The organism is Mesorhizobium sp. C277A, from assembly GCF_040324395.1.
Taxonomy (GTDB): Bacteria; Pseudomonadota; Alphaproteobacteria; order Rhizobiales; family Rhizobiaceae; genus Mesorhizobium.
This window is the reverse complement of sequence record NZ_JAMYVW010000002.1, coordinates 4,132,240-4,149,129: the sequence shown is the minus strand read 5'-3', so window position 1 is coordinate 4,149,129 and position 16,890 is coordinate 4,132,240. Positions and strand designations below refer to the sequence as shown.

Annotated in this window: 17 protein-coding genes; 12 read left to right on the top strand and 5 right to left on the bottom strand. The window is 63.7% G+C overall.

The features are described 5' to 3' along the window. Positions 1–6: 6 nt before the first annotated feature. The gene (gene polA, locus NKK52_RS20470; RefSeq protein ID WP_023683043.1) at positions 7–2,934 is read right to left on the bottom strand and encodes a DNA polymerase I; all 2,928 of its coding nucleotides are present in this window, start codon (positions 2,932–2,934) and stop codon (positions 7–9) included. 444 nt (positions 2,935–3,378) lie between these two features. On the opposite strand from polA, the gene NKK52_RS20465 reads away from it, so the two are divergent. From NKK52_RS20465 to NKK52_RS20425, 9 genes are all read left to right on the top strand, one after another. Next, entirely contained in the window at positions 3,379–4,764 is a 1,386-nt protein-coding gene (locus tag NKK52_RS20465; RefSeq protein WP_023683044.1) for a M20/M25/M40 family metallo-hydrolase, read from the top strand. A gap of 77 nt (positions 4,765–4,841) precedes the next feature. Then, entirely contained in the window at positions 4,842–5,462 is a 621-nt protein-coding gene (locus tag NKK52_RS20460) for a ribonuclease D (RefSeq protein ID WP_023698188.1), read from the top strand. An 80-nt stretch (positions 5,463–5,542) separates the two neighbouring features. Further along, entirely contained in the window at positions 5,543–5,749 is a 207-nt protein-coding gene (locus NKK52_RS20455) for a hypothetical protein (protein ID WP_023683046.1), read from the top strand. A 105-nt stretch (positions 5,750–5,854) separates the two neighbouring features. Further along, complete coding sequence (locus NKK52_RS20450; RefSeq protein WP_023683047.1) at positions 5,855–6,109, top strand: GlsB/YeaQ/YmgE family stress response membrane protein; 255 nt, start codon at positions 5,855–5,857, stop codon at positions 6,107–6,109. A 25-nt stretch (positions 6,110–6,134) separates the two neighbouring features. Then, complete coding sequence (locus NKK52_RS20445; RefSeq protein ID WP_023683048.1) at positions 6,135–6,281, top strand: hypothetical protein; 147 nt, start codon at positions 6,135–6,137, stop codon at positions 6,279–6,281. A 143-nt stretch (positions 6,282–6,424) separates the two neighbouring features. Next, positions 6,425–6,607, top strand: coding sequence for a type II toxin-antitoxin system HicA family toxin (locus NKK52_RS20440; RefSeq protein WP_023669780.1), 183 nt, complete (start codon positions 6,425–6,427; stop codon positions 6,605–6,607). A 63-nt stretch (positions 6,608–6,670) separates the two neighbouring features. Further along, entirely contained in the window at positions 6,671–7,081 is a 411-nt protein-coding gene (locus NKK52_RS20435) for a type II toxin-antitoxin system HicB family antitoxin (protein ID WP_023669779.1), read from the top strand. Positions 7,082–7,264: 183 nt separating this feature from the next. Next, positions 7,265–9,541, top strand: a complete 2,277-nt coding sequence (locus tag NKK52_RS20430) for a transglycosylase domain-containing protein (RefSeq protein ID WP_023669778.1) — start codon at positions 7,265–7,267, stop codon at positions 9,539–9,541. A gap of 130 nt (positions 9,542–9,671) precedes the next feature. Continuing rightward, positions 9,672–10,424, top strand: coding sequence for an SDR family NAD(P)-dependent oxidoreductase (locus tag NKK52_RS20425; RefSeq protein ID WP_023669777.1), 753 nt, complete (start codon positions 9,672–9,674; stop codon positions 10,422–10,424). Positions 10,425–10,439: 15 nt separating this feature from the next. Here the strand turns inward: NKK52_RS20425 and NKK52_RS20420 are convergent, their stop codons facing one another. Then, positions 10,440–11,360, bottom strand: a complete 921-nt coding sequence (locus NKK52_RS20420) for a zinc-binding dehydrogenase (RefSeq protein ID WP_023669776.1) — start codon at positions 11,358–11,360, stop codon at positions 10,440–10,442. Positions 11,361–11,471: 111 nt separating this feature from the next. On the opposite strand from NKK52_RS20420, the gene NKK52_RS20415 reads away from it, so the two are divergent. Next, positions 11,472–12,281 carry an AraC family transcriptional regulator gene (locus tag NKK52_RS20415; RefSeq protein WP_023669775.1) on the top strand — a complete coding sequence of 270 codons (810 nt, stop codon included), beginning with the start codon at positions 11,472–11,474 and terminating at the stop codon, positions 12,279–12,281. Between the two features lie 22 nt (positions 12,282–12,303). Here the strand turns inward: NKK52_RS20415 and NKK52_RS20410 are convergent, their stop codons facing one another. From NKK52_RS20410 to NKK52_RS20400, 3 genes are all read right to left on the bottom strand, one after another. Further along, entirely contained in the window at positions 12,304–14,094 is a 1,791-nt protein-coding gene (locus NKK52_RS20410) for a cation:proton antiporter domain-containing protein (RefSeq protein ID WP_023683049.1), read from the bottom strand. Between the two features lie 185 nt (positions 14,095–14,279). Beyond that, entirely contained in the window at positions 14,280–14,729 is a 450-nt protein-coding gene (locus NKK52_RS20405; RefSeq protein ID WP_023669773.1) for a baeRF12 domain-containing protein, read from the bottom strand. Positions 14,730–14,895: 166 nt separating this feature from the next. Next, the gene (locus tag NKK52_RS20400; protein WP_155923978.1) at positions 14,896–15,150 is read right to left on the bottom strand and encodes a hypothetical protein; all 255 of its coding nucleotides are present in this window, start codon (positions 15,148–15,150) and stop codon (positions 14,896–14,898) included. Here NKK52_RS20400 and cysG point away from each other — a divergent pair. Both cysG and NKK52_RS20390 read left to right on the top strand, forming a co-directional pair. Next, positions 15,149–16,600 (top strand): siroheme synthase CysG, encoded by a 1,452-nt coding sequence (cysG, locus tag NKK52_RS20395; RefSeq protein WP_023683050.1) that lies wholly within the window; start codon positions 15,149–15,151, stop codon positions 16,598–16,600. The genes NKK52_RS20400 and cysG overlap by 2 nt on opposite strands. Then, positions 16,597–16,890, top strand: a complete 294-nt coding sequence (locus NKK52_RS20390; protein WP_023669771.1) for a DUF2849 domain-containing protein — start codon at positions 16,597–16,599, stop codon at positions 16,888–16,890. Before cysG ends, NKK52_RS20390 begins: the two co-directional genes overlap by 4 nt.

Here is a 16,890-nt window from a genome sequence, read left to right as displayed (position 1 = left end):
GCACCTTCAATGCGCCTCGTCCCAGTTGTTCGCTGCGCGGGCATCGACATGCAGCGGCACCGACATCGAGATGGCCGGCATCGGCGCGTTCTCCATCACCCTGCGCACCACGGGGATCGTCGCCTCGACTTCCGCTTCAACCGTCTCGAAGATCAGTTCGTCATGCACCTGCAAGAGCATGCGGGCGGACAGGCCGGCCTTTTCCAGCGCCTCGTCCATATGCACCATGGCGCGGCGGATGATATCGGCAGCGGTGCCTTGCAGCCTGGCGTTGATCGAGGCGCGCTCGTTGAAGGCACGGATCGACGGGTTTGACGACCGGATCTCAGGATAGTGGATGCGGCGGCCGAAGATGGTTTCGACGAAGCCATGCTCGCGGGCATAGGCTTTTGTTGCCTCGATATAGTCGCGGATGCCGGGGAAACGCTCGAAGTATTTCTTGATGTAGGCGCCGGCCTCCTCGCGCGGGATCGACAGCTGGTTGGCCAGCCCAAAGGCCGAGATGCCGTAGATGATGCCGAAATTGATTGCCTTGGCGCGGCGGCGCACTTCGGAAGGCATGCCTTCGACCGGCACGTTGAACATTTCCGAGGCGGTGATGGCGTGGATGTCGGCGCCATCGGCGAAGGCCTGCTTCAACTGCGGGATCTCGGCGACGTGGGCAAGCACGCGCAGTTCGATCTGGCTGTAGTCGGCCGAGACCAGTTTCTGGCCCTTGTCGGCGATGAAGGCCGTCCTGATCTTGCGTCCCTCCGCGGTGCGCACCGGGATGTTCTGCAGATTGGGATCGGAGGAGGACAGCCGGCCCGTCGTCGTTGCGGCCAGCGCATACGATGTGTGCACGCGCCTGGTGTCGGGATGGATGAAGCCGGGCAGCGCGTCGGTGTAGGTCGATTTCAGCTTGGTCAGCTGACGCCAGTCGACGATCTTGCGCGGCAGTTCGTGGCCTTCGGCGGCGAGGTCTTCCAGAAGCTGCGCGGAGGTCGACCATTGCCCGGTCTTGGTCTTGGAGCCGCCGGGCAGGCCCATGCGGCCGAACAGGATGTCGCCCAGCTGCTTTGGCGACCCGATGTTGATGCGCTCGCCGACAAGGCCGTAGATTTCCTCTTCCAGGCGTGCGGCGCCTTGCGCCAGCTCGCCGGAGAGCCGCGACAGGATCTGGCGGTCGACCGAGATGCCGCGCTGCTCCATCCGCGCCAGCACCGGCACCAGCGGCCGCTCCAGCCGCTCATAGACCGAGACCAGGCCCTTGGCGGCAAGTCGGGGCTTCAGCACCTGCCACAGCCGCAGCGCCACGTCGGCATGGCCGGCGGCGTAGGCGGTCGCCCGGTCGATGTCGACCTGGTCGAAGCCGACCGAGCTTCTGCCGGAACCGGCGAGATCCTTGAGCGGCGTCGTGGCATGGCCGAGCCATTTGTCGGCGAGCGAGGACAAAGTGTGGTGGCCGGTGCCGGCGTCGAGCACATAGGAAATCAACATCGTGTCGTCGAAGGGTGCGATATCGATGCCGTGGCGGCTCATGACGACGATGTCGTATTTGGCGTCCTGGGCGATCTTGAGCACCGATTTGTCTTCCAGCAGCGGCTTCAGCAGCGCCAGCGCCTCGCGGACCGGAATCTGGTTCTCCAGCGTGCCGCCGCCGAGCAGGTCGCCGGCGCCGCTCTTGTGGGCGAGCGGCACATAGGCGGCGCGGCCGGGGCCGATCGCCAGAGAGAAACCGATGAGGTCGGCCAGCATCGGATCGGAAGACGTGGTTTCGGTGTCGAAGGCGACGATGCCGGTCTCCTTGGCTTGGGCCAGCCAGGTCTTGAGCGTCGCCGTGTCGCGGATGGCGACATAGGCGGCGGGATCGATTTTGGCCGCAGCGGCCGTTTCCAGGCGAAGTGCGGCAAGCAGCGAAGGCGCGTCCCCGGCCCTTGCGGTTTCGGATTTGGCTTCATCCTGTGTTGCCGCAGGCACCGGTGTGCCGGAGCCGACATCGGGGCCGTGCGCGGTGTCGGCGCGCTCGACGGTGACGGCGACAGCCTGCACATCGCCGGCTTCGGTGCTGGTCGCCTCGGCCACACGGCGGGTCAGCGAGGTGAATTCCATGGTTTTGAGAAAGCCGATCAGCTTCGGCCCATCCGGCGCATGCAGCACGAAATCGTCGAGCCCGTCGGTCACCGGCACGTCGTTCTTCAGCGTCACCAGCTGGCGCGATATGCGCGCCTTGTCGGCATTGGCGATGATGGATTCGCGCCTCTTGTCCTGCTTGATCTCGCTGGCCCGGGCGAGCAGCCCGTCAAGGTCGCCGAACTGTTCCAGAAGCTGCGCCGCCGTTTTCGGCCCGATGCCGGGTACGCCCGGCACATTGTCGACGGAGTCGCCGGTCAGCGCCTGCAGGTCTATCATCTTTTCCGGCGGCACGCCCCATTTCTCGATGACTTCGGGGATGCCGATCTGGCGGTCCTTCATCGGGTCGTACATGCCGACCGTGGGTCCGACCAGCTGCATCAGATCCTTGTCAGAGGAGATGATAGTGGTGTCGCCGCCGGCCTCGCACGCCAGCCTGGCATAAGTGGCGATGAGGTCGTCGGCCTCGTAGCCTTCGATCTCGATGCAAGGCAGGTTGAAGGCCACGGTTGCCTGGCGGATCAGACCGAATTGCGGGATCAGGTCTTCGGGCGGTGCGTTGCGGTTGGCCTTGTATTCCGGGTAAAGATCATTGCGGAAGGTTTTCGACGAATAATCGAAAATGACCGCTAAATGCGTCGGCACGATGCCTACATCGGTGTTGCGGGCGTCCTGCATCAGCTTCCACAACATGTTGCAGAAGCCGGAGACCGCGCCGACCGGCAGCCCATCGGATTTGCGGGTCAGCGGCGGCAGCGCATGATAGGCGCGAAAGATGTAGCCGGAGCCGTCGATAAGGAAGAGATGGTCGCCTTTTTTCATGCCGGCAGGGATAGCGCGGCAGGACGGCGCGGTCCATGGCAAAGGCGGGCTTCCAACAGGTGTTGCGGCGACATGCTGACAGAGCCTGCCTGCCGATAGGTCCTGCTGCTGTTTGCCTCGGCGCTCACGGCTATGTTACAAAAGTGTAATTTTTGTGCCCTTGAAACGCCACGATCCGAGACACAAATAAAGGTCATCGGCAGTTTTCGCCGAGTCCGGAGCAAGGCCCGTCCCCCGCCTATCCCGGACAATTGCGGCAGCCTATCCCCCCTCTCCGGGCTGCCGCATCGTTTCGAGTAAAAGACCGCCGTGGTTCCCCTCCACCCCGGCGGTTCTTTTTTGCCTTCTGACAAGTGTTTACGGTCCGTGGTCCAACGATCGCGGGCTTTTCGTTTTGATGCGCTGCCTTTACGGTCCCGGCACCGAAAAGAAAGGCCCGCAGTAATGTCCACCATTTCCTCCGTCCTCGACCGTCTCGACAAAAATCTCTACCAGAGCCTGGAGCGCCTGTTCGGCCTGCTCCGCATCAAGTCGATCTCGACCGATTCCCACTATGCCGCCGACTGCCGCAAGGCCGCCGAATGGCTGGTGGCGGACCTCAAGCTGATCGGCTTCGACGCTTCGGTGCGCGACACGCCGGGACACCCGATGGTGGTTGCGCACCATGAAGGCCCCGCCGGTTCGCCGCATGTGCTGTTTTACGGCCATTACGACGTGCAGCCGGTCGATCCGATCGAGCTTTGGGAGAACGACCCGTTTGCGCCGGCGGTCAAGGAGATCGAGCCCGGTCACAAGGTAATCACCGGCCGTGGCTCGGCCGACGACAAGGGGCAGCTGATGACCTTCGTCGAGGCCTGCCGCGCCTGGAAGCAGGTGCATGGCAATCTGCCCTGCCGCATCACCATCCTGTTCGAGGGCGAGGAGGAGTCCGGTTCGCCGTCGCTCAAGCCGTTCCTCGAGGCCAATGCCGATGAGCTCAAGGCCGATTTCGCTCTGGTCTGCGACACCGGCATGTGGGACCGCGAAACGCCGTCGATCTGCGTTTCGTTGCGCGGAATGGTCGGCGAGGAGGTCACGGTCAAGGCTGCCGATCGCGACCTGCATTCGGGCCTCTATGGCGGCGCCGCCGCCAACCCGATCCGCATCCTGGCGAAAATCCTCGCCGACATCCATGACGAGAACGGCCACATCACCATTCCCGGCTTCTATGACGGGGTTGAGGAAACGCCGTCGCAGATCCTGAAATCATGGGAAACTCTGGGCGAGACCGCCGAAACCTTCCTCGGACCGATCGGCCTCTCGATCCCGTCGGGCGAAAAAGGCCGCTCGGTGATGGAACTGACCTGGGCGCGGCCGACGGCCGAGTTCAACGGCATCATCGGCGGCTATACCGGCAAGGGGTTCAAGACGGTGATCGCGGCGGAAGCGTCGTCGAAAATCTCCTTCCGCCTCGTCCACAAGCAGGACCCCGAGAAGATCCGCGCCGCTTTCCGGAAATTCGTCGAGGCGCGCATTCCCGGGGACTGTTCGGTCGAATTCCACCCGCATGGCGGCGGGCCGGCAATTCAGCTTTCCTACGACTCGCCATTCCTGGCCAAGGCCAAGAATGCGCTGTCGGATGAATGGCCGAAGCCCGCTGTGACCACGGGCGGTGGTGGTTCCATTCCGGTGGTCGGCGACTTTCAGACCTATCTCGGCATGGAATCGCTGCTGGTCGGGTTCGGGCTCGACGACGACCGCATCCACTCGCCCAACGAGAAATACGAGCTGACCTCCTTCCACAAGGGCCAGCGCTCCTGGGCGCGCATTCTCGATGCGCTGACGCGCTGAGGAGGCTGGGAAGTTTTCTTGTTGATTTTTCAGCGGATCGCGGCGAGGACGAGTTACGCCGCGATCCGGAGACAACTATGCCCGACATCCGCTTCCACAAGAACGATCTGCCCGACCTCGCCCACTACAATGTCGACGCGGTGGCCATCGATACCGAGACGCTGGGGTTGAACCCGCACCGCGACCGGCTTTGCGTGGTGCAGATCTCGCCCGGCGATGGCTCGGCCGACGTGATCCAGATCGCGCCCGGCCAGAAGAAAGCGCCGAACCTCGTCAGCCTGCTCCGCAACCGCGGCATATCGAAACTGTTCCACTACGGCCGTTTCGACCTCGCCGTGCTGTACAATGCCTTCGGCGTCATGCCGGAGCCGGTGTTCTGCACCAAGATCGCCTCGCGGCTGACCCGCACCTATACCGACCGGCACGGCTTGAAGGACATCTGCTTCGAACTGCTTGGCGTCGGCCTGTCGAAGGCGCAGCAATCGTCGGACTGGGCGGCCGAGACCCTGTCGCCCGAACAGCTCGAATATGCCGCTTCCGACGTTCTCTATCTGCACCGTCTGCGCGAGGTGCTGGCTGGACGCCTGGCGCGGGACGGGCGCACCAAGGAAGCCGACGCCTGCTTCCGCTTCCTGCCGACGCGTGCCAAGCTCGATTTGATGGGTTGGGACGAAGAGGATATTTTTGCCCACAGCTGATGGCCTTCGGATAACGCTTCCGGCAGCCTTGCAACCAGACACGCGTCGTGGCGTTCTGTCGACTCAATGAGGGGGATGACGTGGCAGACCGCAAACCGATAGCGACCGCCCCGACGGATGGATCCAAGGTCACTGTTCTGTGGAAGGACGGCGCCGGCGTCGTCAGCGAATCCGTCGGGCAATATCGCGACGGCGCCTGGTGGGTCTACACCGACAGCGATACCCAGAAAAAGGTCGACCCGACCAGCTGGCGGCCAGTCTCCAGCGACGATGACGACGATCAATGAGCGCCGCTGGCGGGTGCAACTGCTTTCGCATAGCCTGAAGTCGTTGATATCGAGGCCGATTCGGGGCCTTCCGCTCCGTAGCCTCTCTTCCTGGAGGAACGCGTCATGGGCATCGAAAGCCTTCTCATCTTCATCATAATCGGCGCCATTGCCGGCTGGCTCGCCGGCCTCATCGTCTCGGGCTTCGGCTTCGGCCTCATCGGCAACATCGTCGTCGGCATTATCGGCGCCCTGATCGCCGGCTGGCTGTTTCCAAGGCTGGGCTTCGCAATCGGCGGCGGCATTCTGGCTGCCATCATCAACGCCACGATCGGCGCTGTCATCCTGCTGGTGCTGGTCAAGGTCTTGAAGCGAGCGTGACGCTCGATACGAAACGGAGCGCGCCATGAAACAGAACACCCTCTATCTCCTCATCGGCGCGCTCTTGGTCGTGGTCATTGCGCTAGGTATCTATGTCTATCACGAGCAGACCAAGCCAAAGGGCGTGGAGCTGAAGATCGACGACAAAGGCATTTCGATCCAGCAGAATTGATGATGTCCGCCTGCGGGTGGCGCTGATTTGTCATCCAGGCATTTTACGGCGATTGGGAGTTTCCTTGTGCAAATATTTGCACATCGTGATTGACTTTCGTTTCCACTATGTGCAAAAATTTGCACATAGATTTGAGCCGAGAAATGAACGAAACCAACACCGCCAAAGTCAAGGCCCGGCTCGAGAGGGAAGGCTGGAAGAACGTCGGCGGCACGAAGCATGACAAGTACAAAAAAGACGGCATGCCGACGATCATGGTTCCTCGCCACAAGACTCTGACGCCGTTGGTAGCTCGGTCTATAGCCAAGGCGGCAGGCTGGGAATAAACCGACCTCATCGCGTTCCGAAGCCTAATGGACATAAAGTCGGAATAAGGAAAGCTGTTAGATATGTCTCGCTATGTCGCACTCGTGGATGCTGCCGACGGCTTTGTCGGCGTCTCGTTTCCCGATGCTCCTGGCTGCGTCGCGCAGTCGGAAAGCCGGGACGAGGCTGTAAAGGACGCTATGGCCGCGTTGGCCGAATGGGTGGCTGAAGAAATCGCGGACGGCCGTAAAATCCCCACTCCTCGCAAAGTCGAGGCGCTTTTAGAAGATGCTGAGGTTCGAGCAGCGCTCGCCGCTGGCGCTATCTTGATGTCCGTGCCCTTGATCCGAGATGCCGGCCGTCCGGCCCGGGCCAATATCTCGTTGGATGCCGGTTTGCTCGCCGAGGCTGACGAAACAGCCAATCGGTTGGGGGTCACCCGATCGGCCTTTGTCGCCGCCGCGTTGCGAGACAAGATCCGTCAAACTGTTTGAACAGTGATCTCGGGCACCCGCCAAAGTACCGCGTTGCCGACGCCTGTTAGCCAGCGGCAGCGGATTTTAGAAATTCTTAAGGAATTTCAGAAGGGTGCATAAACCCTGCTTTAACGCGCCCTTAAACCGCCGCATCTACCCTCCAACCCGAGCGCCATTGATACCGGGAAGACAGCGCAACGCATGGCGAACCGCAGAGACAGTCGCGTCGAACCCAGCTTCGAGGGATCGCCAAAGGCGAAATCCGCGGCCGGTTTTTCGGTGAACGAGGAGGATCGGGTCGTGCCGGCCAATCGCAAATCATCTTCGGCGCGCAAAACCTCCAAGGCAAAATCATCGTCACGCGGCAAGCGCGGCAAACCCCGGCGCGGGCTGTTCGGCGTGATGGCCCGGATGTTCTACTGGTGCTTCGTGCTCTGCATCTGGGGCGGCATCGCGGTGGCCGGCATCGTCGTCTATTACGGCGCCAAGATGCCGGCGGCGACCACCTGGTCGATCCCCGACCGTGCGCCCAACATCAAGATCGTCTCGGTCGACGGGCAACTGCTTGCCAACCGCGGCATGAGCGGCGGCGAGGCGGTCGGCCTGCACGAAATGTCGCCCTACATTCCGGAAGCCGTCATCGCCATCGAGGACCGCCGCTTCTATTCGCATTTCGGCATCGACCCGATCGGCCTGTCACGCGCCATGGTGACCAATGTTCTGGGCCGGCGTTTCTCGCAGGGCGGCTCGACGCTGACCCAGCAACTGGCCAAGAACCTGTTCCTGAAGCCCGACCGCACGCTGGAGCGCAAGGTGCAGGAAGTGCTGCTGGCGCTGTGGCTGGAGCACAAGCATACCAAGGACCAGATCCTCGAAATGTACCTCAACCGGGTCTATTTCGGCTCCGGCGCCTATGGCGTCGAGGCGGCCTCGCGCCGCTATTTCGGCAAGAGCGCGCGCGACGTCACTCTGTCGGAGGCGGCCCTTCTCGCCGGCCTCTTGAAGGCGCCGTCGCGACTGTCGCCGGCGCGGGATCCGAAGGCGGCGGAGGAGCGTTCGCAGCTGGTGCTCGCCGCCATGCGCGACGAAGGCAAGATCAGCGCCAAGGAACTGGCCTCGGCGATGAGCGCGCCGGCAACGCGCGCGCCATCCTACTGGACCGGTTCGGAAAACTACGTCGCCGACACCATCATGGAAGAGCTGCCCGATTTGATCGGCGACGTGCGCAGCGACATCGTCGTCGACACCACCGTCGACCTCAACCTGCAGAAGCTCGCCGAAGAGTCGATCCGCCGGCTGATCGACGAGAGCGGCAAGAAGCTCAATGTCAGCCAGGGCGCGCTGGTCTCGATCGACAATTCCGGCGCCGTGCGCGCCATGGTCGGCGGCTACGACTATTCGACCAGCCAGTTCGACCGCGCCTCCGAAGCACGCCGTCAACCGGGCTCGGCCTTCAAGCCGTTCGTCTATATGGCCGCGCTGGAAGCTGGTCGCACGCCCGACAGCGTGCGCAACGACGCACCGATCAAGATCGGCAAGTGGACACCGGACAATTACGGCGGCAAGTATTTCGGCAAGGTGACGTTGGCGACCGCTTTGGCGAAGTCGCTGAATTCCGTCGCGGCACAGCTAACCATGGAGGTCGGCCCCGACGCGGTGGTCGAGGCGGCGCATCGCATGGGCATCCAATCCGATCTGATCGCCAACACCTCGATCGCGCTCGGCACCTCGGAAGTGACGCCGCTGGAGCTGACATCGGCCTATGTGCCGTTCGCCAATGGCGGCTACAAGCCCGACATCCATTTCATCCGCCGCATCACCACGACCGAAGGCAAGGTGCTCTATGACGACAATGGCGGCAGCGCGCCGCGCGTCGTCAAGCCGAACATTGTCGGCATGATGAACTCGATGATGACCGGCACGGTCGAGATCGGCACGGCGAAGAAGGCGGCCTTCGCCTGGCCGTCTGCCGGCAAGACCGGAACCAGCCAGAATTCGCGCGACGCCTGGTTCGTCGGTTACACCGCAAACCTCACCACCGGCGTGTGGTTCGGCAACGATGACGGCACGCCGATGAAGAAGGTCACCGGTGGCGCGCTGCCGGCACAGGCCTGGCACGAGTTCATGGTGGCCGCGCATGAAGGTGTGCCGGTCCGGCCGCTGCCCGGCACCTGGAAGTCGACGCCGCCCGACACCATCGTGCCCGACGATATTCCGTCAGTCGATAACAATCAGGCGGCGCCGTTGCCTGCCGTGGCCGTCAGCCGTTCTGAGCCTGCTGCCGCACCGGCACCTGCTGCTGTACCCGCACAAGCACCGGTCCGCCGTCCGGCCGAAACCGTCGATGCCGACGGTTTCAACATGCCGGGCGACGGCGGCACCACGGCCTCGATCAAGCATCCGGTACCGCCGGGCAGCGTCGGCGGCCCGACCAAGAAGCGGAAAACCTCAATCCTGGATATTCTCGGCGGCGGCTGAGTGGCTCGTCATTCTAGCTTCGAACCAAATGCGAGCTGGCAATCCGTTCCTCATATGAGAGCTGCGGTGACAATTCGGCCTCTCGCCACCTTCGCGGCATTCGGCTACATCTCCGGCCGGAGTGACAGACATGGCTGAGACCGACACCAGAAAAACCATCGTGCTGACCGGAGCCAGCCGCGGCATCGGACATGCCACGGTCAAGCGCTTTTCGCGTGAGGGCTGGCGGGTCATCACCTGTTCGCGCCAGGCTTTTGCCGAGGATTGCCCGTGGCCAGCCGGCCCAGAGGACCACATCAAGGTCGATCTCGCCGACCAGGAGGATGTCGGCATCGCCGTCTCGGAGATCCGTCACCGGCTGGAAGCGCATGGCGGGCAATTGCACGCGCTGGTCAACAATGCCGGCATTTCGCCGAAGCTCAAGGACGGCAACAGCCGCATGGATTCGATCGACACGCCGATGCATGTCTGGCGCGACGTGTTCCAGGTCAATTTCTTCGCGCCGATCATGCTCGCGCGGGGCCTCTTCAAGGAGCTTGCTGCAGCAAAAGGCTCGATCGTCAACGTCACCTCGATCGCCGGCACGCGCGTGCATCCTTTCGCCGGCACCGCCTATGCGACCTCGAAGGCGGCGCTCGGCTCGCTGACGCGCGAGATGGCGCATGATTTCGGCCCGCACGGCATCCGCGTCAATGCGATTGCGCCGGGCGAGATCGACACCGCGATTCTGTCGCCTGGCACCGACAAGATCGTCGAGACGATCCCACTCAGGCGCCTTGGCGCCACCTCGGAAGTCGCCGACATCATCTTCTTCCTGTGCTCGCAGCAGGCGTCCTATGTGACGGGCTCGGAAATCCACATCAATGGCGGCCAGCACGTCTGAGCACTGACAGACTGCTCATTCGGCGATGGTGAGAACAGCCTTGCCGCTGAAGCTGCGCTGTCGCAAGGCGTCCAGAGCCTGGGCGATGTCTGTCCACGGCACGGTCATGGACACACGGGTTTCCAGCCGGCCAGCCGCGACCAGAGCGAGCAGCGAGGCGATGTCCGCGCCAATGGCTGGACCGGATGTGTAGTAGGCGAAAGTCTGAAGCCTCGCTCCCTCATGGCCCGGAACGAACTGTCTGAAGCCAACCGGCGTGAGTTCGCCGCTGCTCGAACCGAACATGACGATGGTGCCGCCGGGGGCGACGCGTTCGATGGCATGGGCGAGGCTTTGGCCGCCGACCGACTCGGTGATCAGAGAGAATGGCCCTTCGGCCAGTTCGATCGACTCGACGACTTCGTGAGCACCAAGACCGCGGAGATCCTCGGCGTGCCGGGCGGCGGCGATTGCAGTCACCGCGGCGCCTTGCTCGCGGGCGATCTGGATCTGGAAACGGCCGACCGCGCCGCTGGCGCCGGTGATCAACACCTGCTGTCCCGCGAGGTCGCCGCCATGGCGCAAGACCCTTAGGGCCGTCGTGCCCGCCACGGGAAGCGTGGCGGCGGAAACGAAGCTGACCTCATCCGGGATGACGGCGAAGCGGTCGGTCGGAACGGCGACCCGTTGCGCCCAGCCGGCCTCGTCGACCAAAGCCACAACCCGGGCGCCGACGGCAGGCCCGGAGCCATCGGCTGCCGCCCGTTCGACAATCCCTGCGATGTCCTGGCCGGGTATCCAGCCTTTTGGGCGTATGGTGAGCAGGCGCAGTTCGCCGCGGTTCAACGAGGTTGCGTGGACGCAGACAAGCGCTTCGTTGGCGAGGGGTTGAGGTTCGTTGGCCTCGGCAAAGGTCAGTCCGGTGGGGCTGTCGGGAGAGATGACGAGGGCGCGCATGGGAAGCCTTCCTGCCGGTTTGTGACATGCCAGCCACGAATCGGAGCCTATCGACTTCCCGGATCAAAGAATTTAGCTATCATGGCGAATAGTCGCTAAAAGCCGTCAATCATGAGACAGCCTCTCCGCTACCCGTGGGTCAATTTCGACGTCGATGATGTGATCGCTCCTGCAATTGCGGTGCGCGTCGATGTCACCGAAACCAAAGCGGAAGTGGCGACCCATTGGCATCGGAAGGGCCAGCTCGTCTTCGCGCTCGGCGGTGGCGTCACATGCCGCGTCCCGAGCGGCCTGTGGATGGTGCCGCCACATTGCGGGGTGTGGATTCCCGGCGGCATGGAACACAGCAATATCGCGACCGCCAATGCGCGGATTTTCTTCGTCTATATCGAGCCGGGAGCCGCCGATCTGCCGGACCGGTGCTGCACGCTGTCGATCTCGCCGCTGCTGCGCGAATTGATCATCGAGCTGGCCGACCGCATGGAGGAAGACGACGGGAAGGACGCGCTTTTGACTGGGATGCTGCTCTCCGAACTGCCGCGCATGCCGGTCCAGCAGCTGCATTTGCCGATCTCCGCCGAGCCGCGCTTGCGGCGGATCGCCGATGCGTTGGCGCAAGACCCTGCCGACCGCAGCACGCTTGCCGAGTGGGCCACCCGCGTCGCGCTCTCAGAAAGCAGTCTCGCCCGTCTTGTGGTGAAGGAGACCGGACTGAGCTTCGGCCGCTGGCGCCAGCAATTGCACCTGATCGTCGCCATACGGGAGCTGGCCTCCGGTGCGAGTGTCCAGCAGGTTTCGGGCGATCTCGGCTACGCCTCCGTCACCGCCTTCATCACCATGTTCAAGAAAGCGCTCGGCAAGCCGCCGGCAAAGTATCTCGCCAGCGTCGCGCACAATGGCGGCTCCGCCTTCGTGGCGTGATCAACGCGCCTGTGGGCAAGCCTCAGGCCGGGGAGGGCTCAATGGCTTCGGGGCGCGGCATCAGCTTTTGCTCCAGCACTTCTTGCACGATGCCGCGGGCGATTTCGCGTTCACCCATGATGACGGTTTCGGCGCCGAGCCCCATCAGGTGCTCGACCTCGGCATCGGAATGGGCCCGCGCGATGACGTTGATGCCGGGGTTGGCGGCGCGCGCCCTGAGCACGATCTGCCCGGCCTCGAACGCGTTGGGGATGGCAAGGATCAAGCGTTTGGCCCCCTGCGGATTGGCGGCGGCAAACACGCTCGCGCTGGCCGCATTGCCGGAGACGATTTCGACGCCGTCGTCTCTGAGCCTCGCCAGCGTCTTGTCGGCGTCCTCGATGACCAGGAAGGGCAGCGATGCCTGTTTCAGCGCCGCGCCGACCAGGCTGCCGACGCGGCCGTAGCCGATCAGGATGGTGTGGCCCGAAAGCGTTGTGCGTGGCGGCGGGCCGTCCTCTTTGGCAGCAGCGGCCACCGAGGCCACTTGTCCGGGCTGCGTCGCCGGGCCGACCGGCTTGGCCTCTTCCGGTGGTGCTGCCTTGGCGGCGCGCGCGTCCAGCCATGGCTTCATCCAGTCGAGGGCGAGGAACATCAGCGGATTGACCAGGATCGACAGGATGGCGCCTGCCAGGATCAGGTCGCGTCCCTGTTGCGGCAACAGCTTCAGCCCGACGCCGAGCTCCGCCAGGATGAAGGAGAACTCGCCGATCTGCGCGAGGCTGGCCGAGATCATCAAGGCGGTTCCCAGCGGATAGCGGAAGGCGATGACGATAACGAAGGCGGCCAGCGACTTGCCGATGACGATGATGGCCAGCGTCGCCAGGATCGGCCAGCCATTGCTCATCAGGCTGAACGGATCGAACAGCATGCCGACCGAGACGAAGAACAGCACCGAGAAGGCGTCGCGCAGCGGCAGTGATTCCTCCGCCGCGCGGTGGCTGAGCTCGGATTCGCTCATGATCATGCCGGCGAAGAAGGCACCGAGCGCCAGCGAGACGCCGAACAGTTTGGCGGCGCCGAAGGCGACGCCGAGCGCGATCGCCAGCACCGCCAGCCGGAACAGTTCGCGCGAGCCGGTATGGGCGACGTAATGCAGGATCCACGGAATGACGCGGCGGCCAACCACCAGCATGACGATGACGAAGGCGACGACCTTGGCCAGCGTGAGGCCGACGACGCCCCAGATGCCGTAGCTGGCCGGCAGCGACAAAAGGCTCGCATGGTCATCGACCTGCGGCTGGCCGCCGAGCACGCCGGCCAACGCCGGCAAAAGCACCAGCGCCAGCACCATGGCGAGGTCCTCGACGATCAGCCAGCCGACGGCGATGCGGCCGCGCTCGGTCTCGATCAGCCGTCGCTCCTGCAACGCGCGCAACAGCACCACTGTGGACGCGACGGAAAGCGCCAGGCCGAAGACGAGGCCTGCGCCCATCGACCAGCCGAGCATCCATGCGAGGCCGGCGCCGAGCGCGGTGGCAAAGCCGATCTGGACGATGGCGCCGGGTACGGCGATGGCGCGGACGGAGAGAAGGTCCTTCAGCGAGAAATGCAGGCCGACGCCGAACATGAGCAGGATGACGCCGATTTCGGCCAACTCATTGGCAAGACCGGCATCGGCGACGAAACCCGGCGTGTTCGGTCCGACCAGTACGCCGGCGACGAGGTAGCCGACCAGCGGCGGGATGCGAAAACGGTTGGCGAGCGCCCCGAAGATGAATGCCAGCCCCAGACCGGCGACGATGGTGGCGATAAGGGGCGTGTCATGCGGCATTGTCTATGGAGCGCCTTTCGGGAAATGTCGGGTGTGCGCCGCCCGAAGCCGCCGCCTTTTTCAATATGGTGGAGGGGGTGCGGGCGACGCAACCCGCAAGACGTAAATTGGTGGCCAGAGGCACCGAAAACGAAAGGCGCGCGCAGCAAAACCGCTGCGCGCGCCAATACCGAATGATCGATGCGTCACGCCGCCTGCAGCATGGCCTCGATATCGATCAGCGGGCGGTTGGTCAGGGTCTTTGGGATCTCCGCCTGCACCTTGTCGGTGACTTCCTTGTGCAGTTTCTTGCGCATGGTGCCGAGCACCAGCGGTGGCGCGACCAGCACGATGTCGTCGAAGATGCCGTGATGGGCGAGCTTGTAGAGCCGGTCCGCGATCTCTTCGGCAAAGCGTTCCTTGCCTTGCCGGTGCCAGTCGGTTTCCTCAACCGCGCTGCGATGCACGGAGGGGCCGTCATTGTAGCGGCCGGGACTGTCGCTGCCTTGTTCGCGCGTTGCCGGATTGTCCTGTTTCATCTCCTGGAAGAGCTGCAGGTTCGGATAGAGATTGTCGCCCTCGTTCTTCAGGAACAGCGCTTTCTCGCCATCGGCCACCATGACCAGAAGGCCATGTTTCAGGTTGATCTTGCTCATTTGCGCGCTCCTGTTTGAAGGTTCAAATCCAGCCGACGATTGTCTGTTACGGCAGGGGCAGAACGCGTGGCGAAGCGGGAACGTTCCACTTCGTTCGCCGAGATCGCACGCAGCCATATCAAGCCCGATCTATCGTCTATCGGAGCAATGTCCGGAGGTCACGGCTTTAATCTACTAAATTGGTAGAATTTAGAAAAAATAATTTTGCAGCTTGGCCGACTGCCGGATAAAAGAGCCGCAGAACAAAGCCTGCGGCAGCAGCTTGAATCCGCCTGATATGCGGATGTGGAATATTTTTCTCTTGGCCCTTTGGCTTGCGGAAAACCGATTGCCTCCCGTCAGGGGATGCGCGAGTGGGTTCCTTCAGCTTTTTCGCGTCCGCGCCTAAAACTGCCGAATTGTTCCGGAATCTGTTCGTCATGCCGCACACCAATCCCAAGCTCACCGCGTTCCCGGTCTTCATGCGGGTCGAAGGCGAAGCCGTGGCCATCGTCGGCGGCGGAGGCGAAGCGTTGGCCAAGGCGCGGCTACTTGATCAGTCGAGTGCTGTGCTTCGCATCATTGCCGATGTTGCCGACGCCGAATTGCTGAGCTTCATCGCCACGACCGGCGCCATCCGTATCGACGCCCCCTACGACGCCGCGCATCTCGAAGGCGCGGTCCTGGTGTTTGCCGCCAGCGGCGACGAGACGCTCGACCGCCGCGTCGCCCACGATGCGCGCCGCCTTGGCATTCCGGTCAATGCCGTCGACCGGCCGGAGCTATGCGATTTCTTCACCCCGGCGCTGGTCAACCGCGCCCCGGTCGCCATCGCCATCGGCACGGAAGGCGCGGGTCCGGTGCTGGCGCAGATGCTGCGCAGCCGCATCGACCGCATGCTGTCGCCGTCGCTCGGGCCGCTGGCAGCGCTTGCCGCCTCGTTCCGGGGTCCCGCCGAAAAGCTGCTGCCGAAAGGCAACGCCCGCCGCCAGTTCTGGAGCAGTTTTTTCCAGGGTGCACCGGCGCGCGCCGTCGAAGCCGGCGAGCTTTCGCAGGCGCATGACGCCGCCGCCGATCTGTTGCTGTCGAAGGCTCCGGCTTCGGGCCATATCGCGTTGGTTGGCGCCGGGCCAGGTGCTGAGGATCTTCTGACGCTGCGCGCGCATCGGCTTTTGATGGAAGCCGACGTCATCGTCTATGACGCGCTGGTGCCGGAGGCGATCGTCGCCATGGGCCGCCGCGACGCCGAGCGGCTGCCGGTCGGAAAACGCAAGGGATGCCACACCAAGAGCCAGGCCGAGATCAATGCGCTGCTGGTCGATCTCGGCAGGCAGGGCAAGCGCGTCGTGCGGCTGAAGTCGGGCGACCCGCTCGTGTTCGGCCGCGCCGGCGAGGAGATGGCCGCACTGCGCGATGCCGGCATCGCCTATGATGTCGTCCCCGGCGTCACCGCCGCCTTTGCCGCCGCCGCCGACTTCGAGCTGCCGCTGACGCTGCGCGGCGTCTCCTCGTCGATGGTGTTCACCACCGGCCATGATCTGAAGGGCAATTCGCTGCCGGATTGGGCCAAGCTCGCCATTTCCGGCGCCACCGTCGCCGTCTATATGGGCCGCTCGGTCGCCGCCGAAGTCGCCGGACGACTGATCGAGGCCGGCCTGTCGCCGGACACGGCGGTTGCCGTGGTCGAGAATGCCAGCTTGCAGAACCGCCGCCGTTTCCACGGCACACTGGCCGATTTGCCGTCGCTGGAAGAGCGCGCCGATCTGGCCGGTCCGGTGATGACCATCATCGGCGACGCGGTTGCCGGCGCCAACTTTGAACGTTCCGAGCCGCTCGCGGCCCATAACTATGAGGGCGCCGCCAACGCGGCCGACGCAGAGGTCGAGCCATGAAGATACTGACCGCAAACCGCCTCTCCGACGGCATCGCCGTCTGGTACGCCGATGGCGGCTGGGCCGAGACGGTCGACCATGCCGACCTTGCCCATGACCAAGCGGCAGAGGACAGGCTGGAAGCAATCGGCGCCAAGGCCAACGCCAACAATCAGGTTGTCGACGTCAATCTGATCGACGTTGAAGTCATCAATGGCGTCGTCGTGCCGGTACGCTTGCGCGAAAAGATCCGCGCCGCCGGCCCGACCATCCGGGAAGATCTGGGCAAGCAGGCTGCGCGGGCAGCGTAA

Bases quoted from the DNA above. Each gene is read 5' to 3' on its own strand.
- polA (WP_023683043.1), bottom strand. From the start codon at position 2,934: ATGAAAAAAGGCGACCATCTCTTCCTTATCGACGGCTCCGGCTACATC.
- NKK52_RS20465 (WP_023683044.1), top strand. From the start codon at position 3,379: ATGTCCACCATTTCCTCCGTCCTCGACCGTCTCGACAAAAATCTCTAC.
- NKK52_RS20460 (WP_023698188.1), top strand. From the start codon at position 4,842: ATGCCCGACATCCGCTTCCACAAGAACGATCTGCCCGACCTCGCCCAC.
- NKK52_RS20450 (WP_023683047.1), top strand. From the start codon at position 5,855: ATGGGCATCGAAAGCCTTCTCATCTTCATCATAATCGGCGCCATTGCC.
- NKK52_RS20445 (WP_023683048.1), top strand. From the start codon at position 6,135: ATGAAACAGAACACCCTCTATCTCCTCATCGGCGCGCTCTTGGTCGTG.
- NKK52_RS20440 (WP_023669780.1), top strand. From the start codon at position 6,425: ATGAACGAAACCAACACCGCCAAAGTCAAGGCCCGGCTCGAGAGGGAA.
- NKK52_RS20435 (WP_023669779.1), top strand. From the start codon at position 6,671: ATGTCTCGCTATGTCGCACTCGTGGATGCTGCCGACGGCTTTGTCGGC.
- NKK52_RS20430 (WP_023669778.1), top strand. From the start codon at position 7,265: ATGGCGAACCGCAGAGACAGTCGCGTCGAACCCAGCTTCGAGGGATCG.
- NKK52_RS20425 (WP_023669777.1), top strand. From the start codon at position 9,672: ATGGCTGAGACCGACACCAGAAAAACCATCGTGCTGACCGGAGCCAGC.
- NKK52_RS20420 (WP_023669776.1), bottom strand. From the start codon at position 11,360: ATGCGCGCCCTCGTCATCTCTCCCGACAGCCCCACCGGACTGACCTTT.
- NKK52_RS20415 (WP_023669775.1), top strand. From the start codon at position 11,472: ATGAGACAGCCTCTCCGCTACCCGTGGGTCAATTTCGACGTCGATGAT.
- NKK52_RS20410 (WP_023683049.1), bottom strand. From the start codon at position 14,094: ATGCCGCATGACACGCCCCTTATCGCCACCATCGTCGCCGGTCTGGGG.
- NKK52_RS20405 (WP_023669773.1), bottom strand. From the start codon at position 14,729: ATGAGCAAGATCAACCTGAAACATGGCCTTCTGGTCATGGTGGCCGAT.
- cysG (WP_023683050.1), top strand. From the start codon at position 15,149: ATGCCGCACACCAATCCCAAGCTCACCGCGTTCCCGGTCTTCATGCGG.
- NKK52_RS20400 (WP_155923978.1), bottom strand. From the start codon at position 15,150: ATGACGAACAGATTCCGGAACAATTCGGCAGTTTTAGGCGCGGACGCG.
- NKK52_RS20390 (WP_023669771.1), top strand. From the start codon at position 16,597: ATGAAGATACTGACCGCAAACCGCCTCTCCGACGGCATCGCCGTCTGG.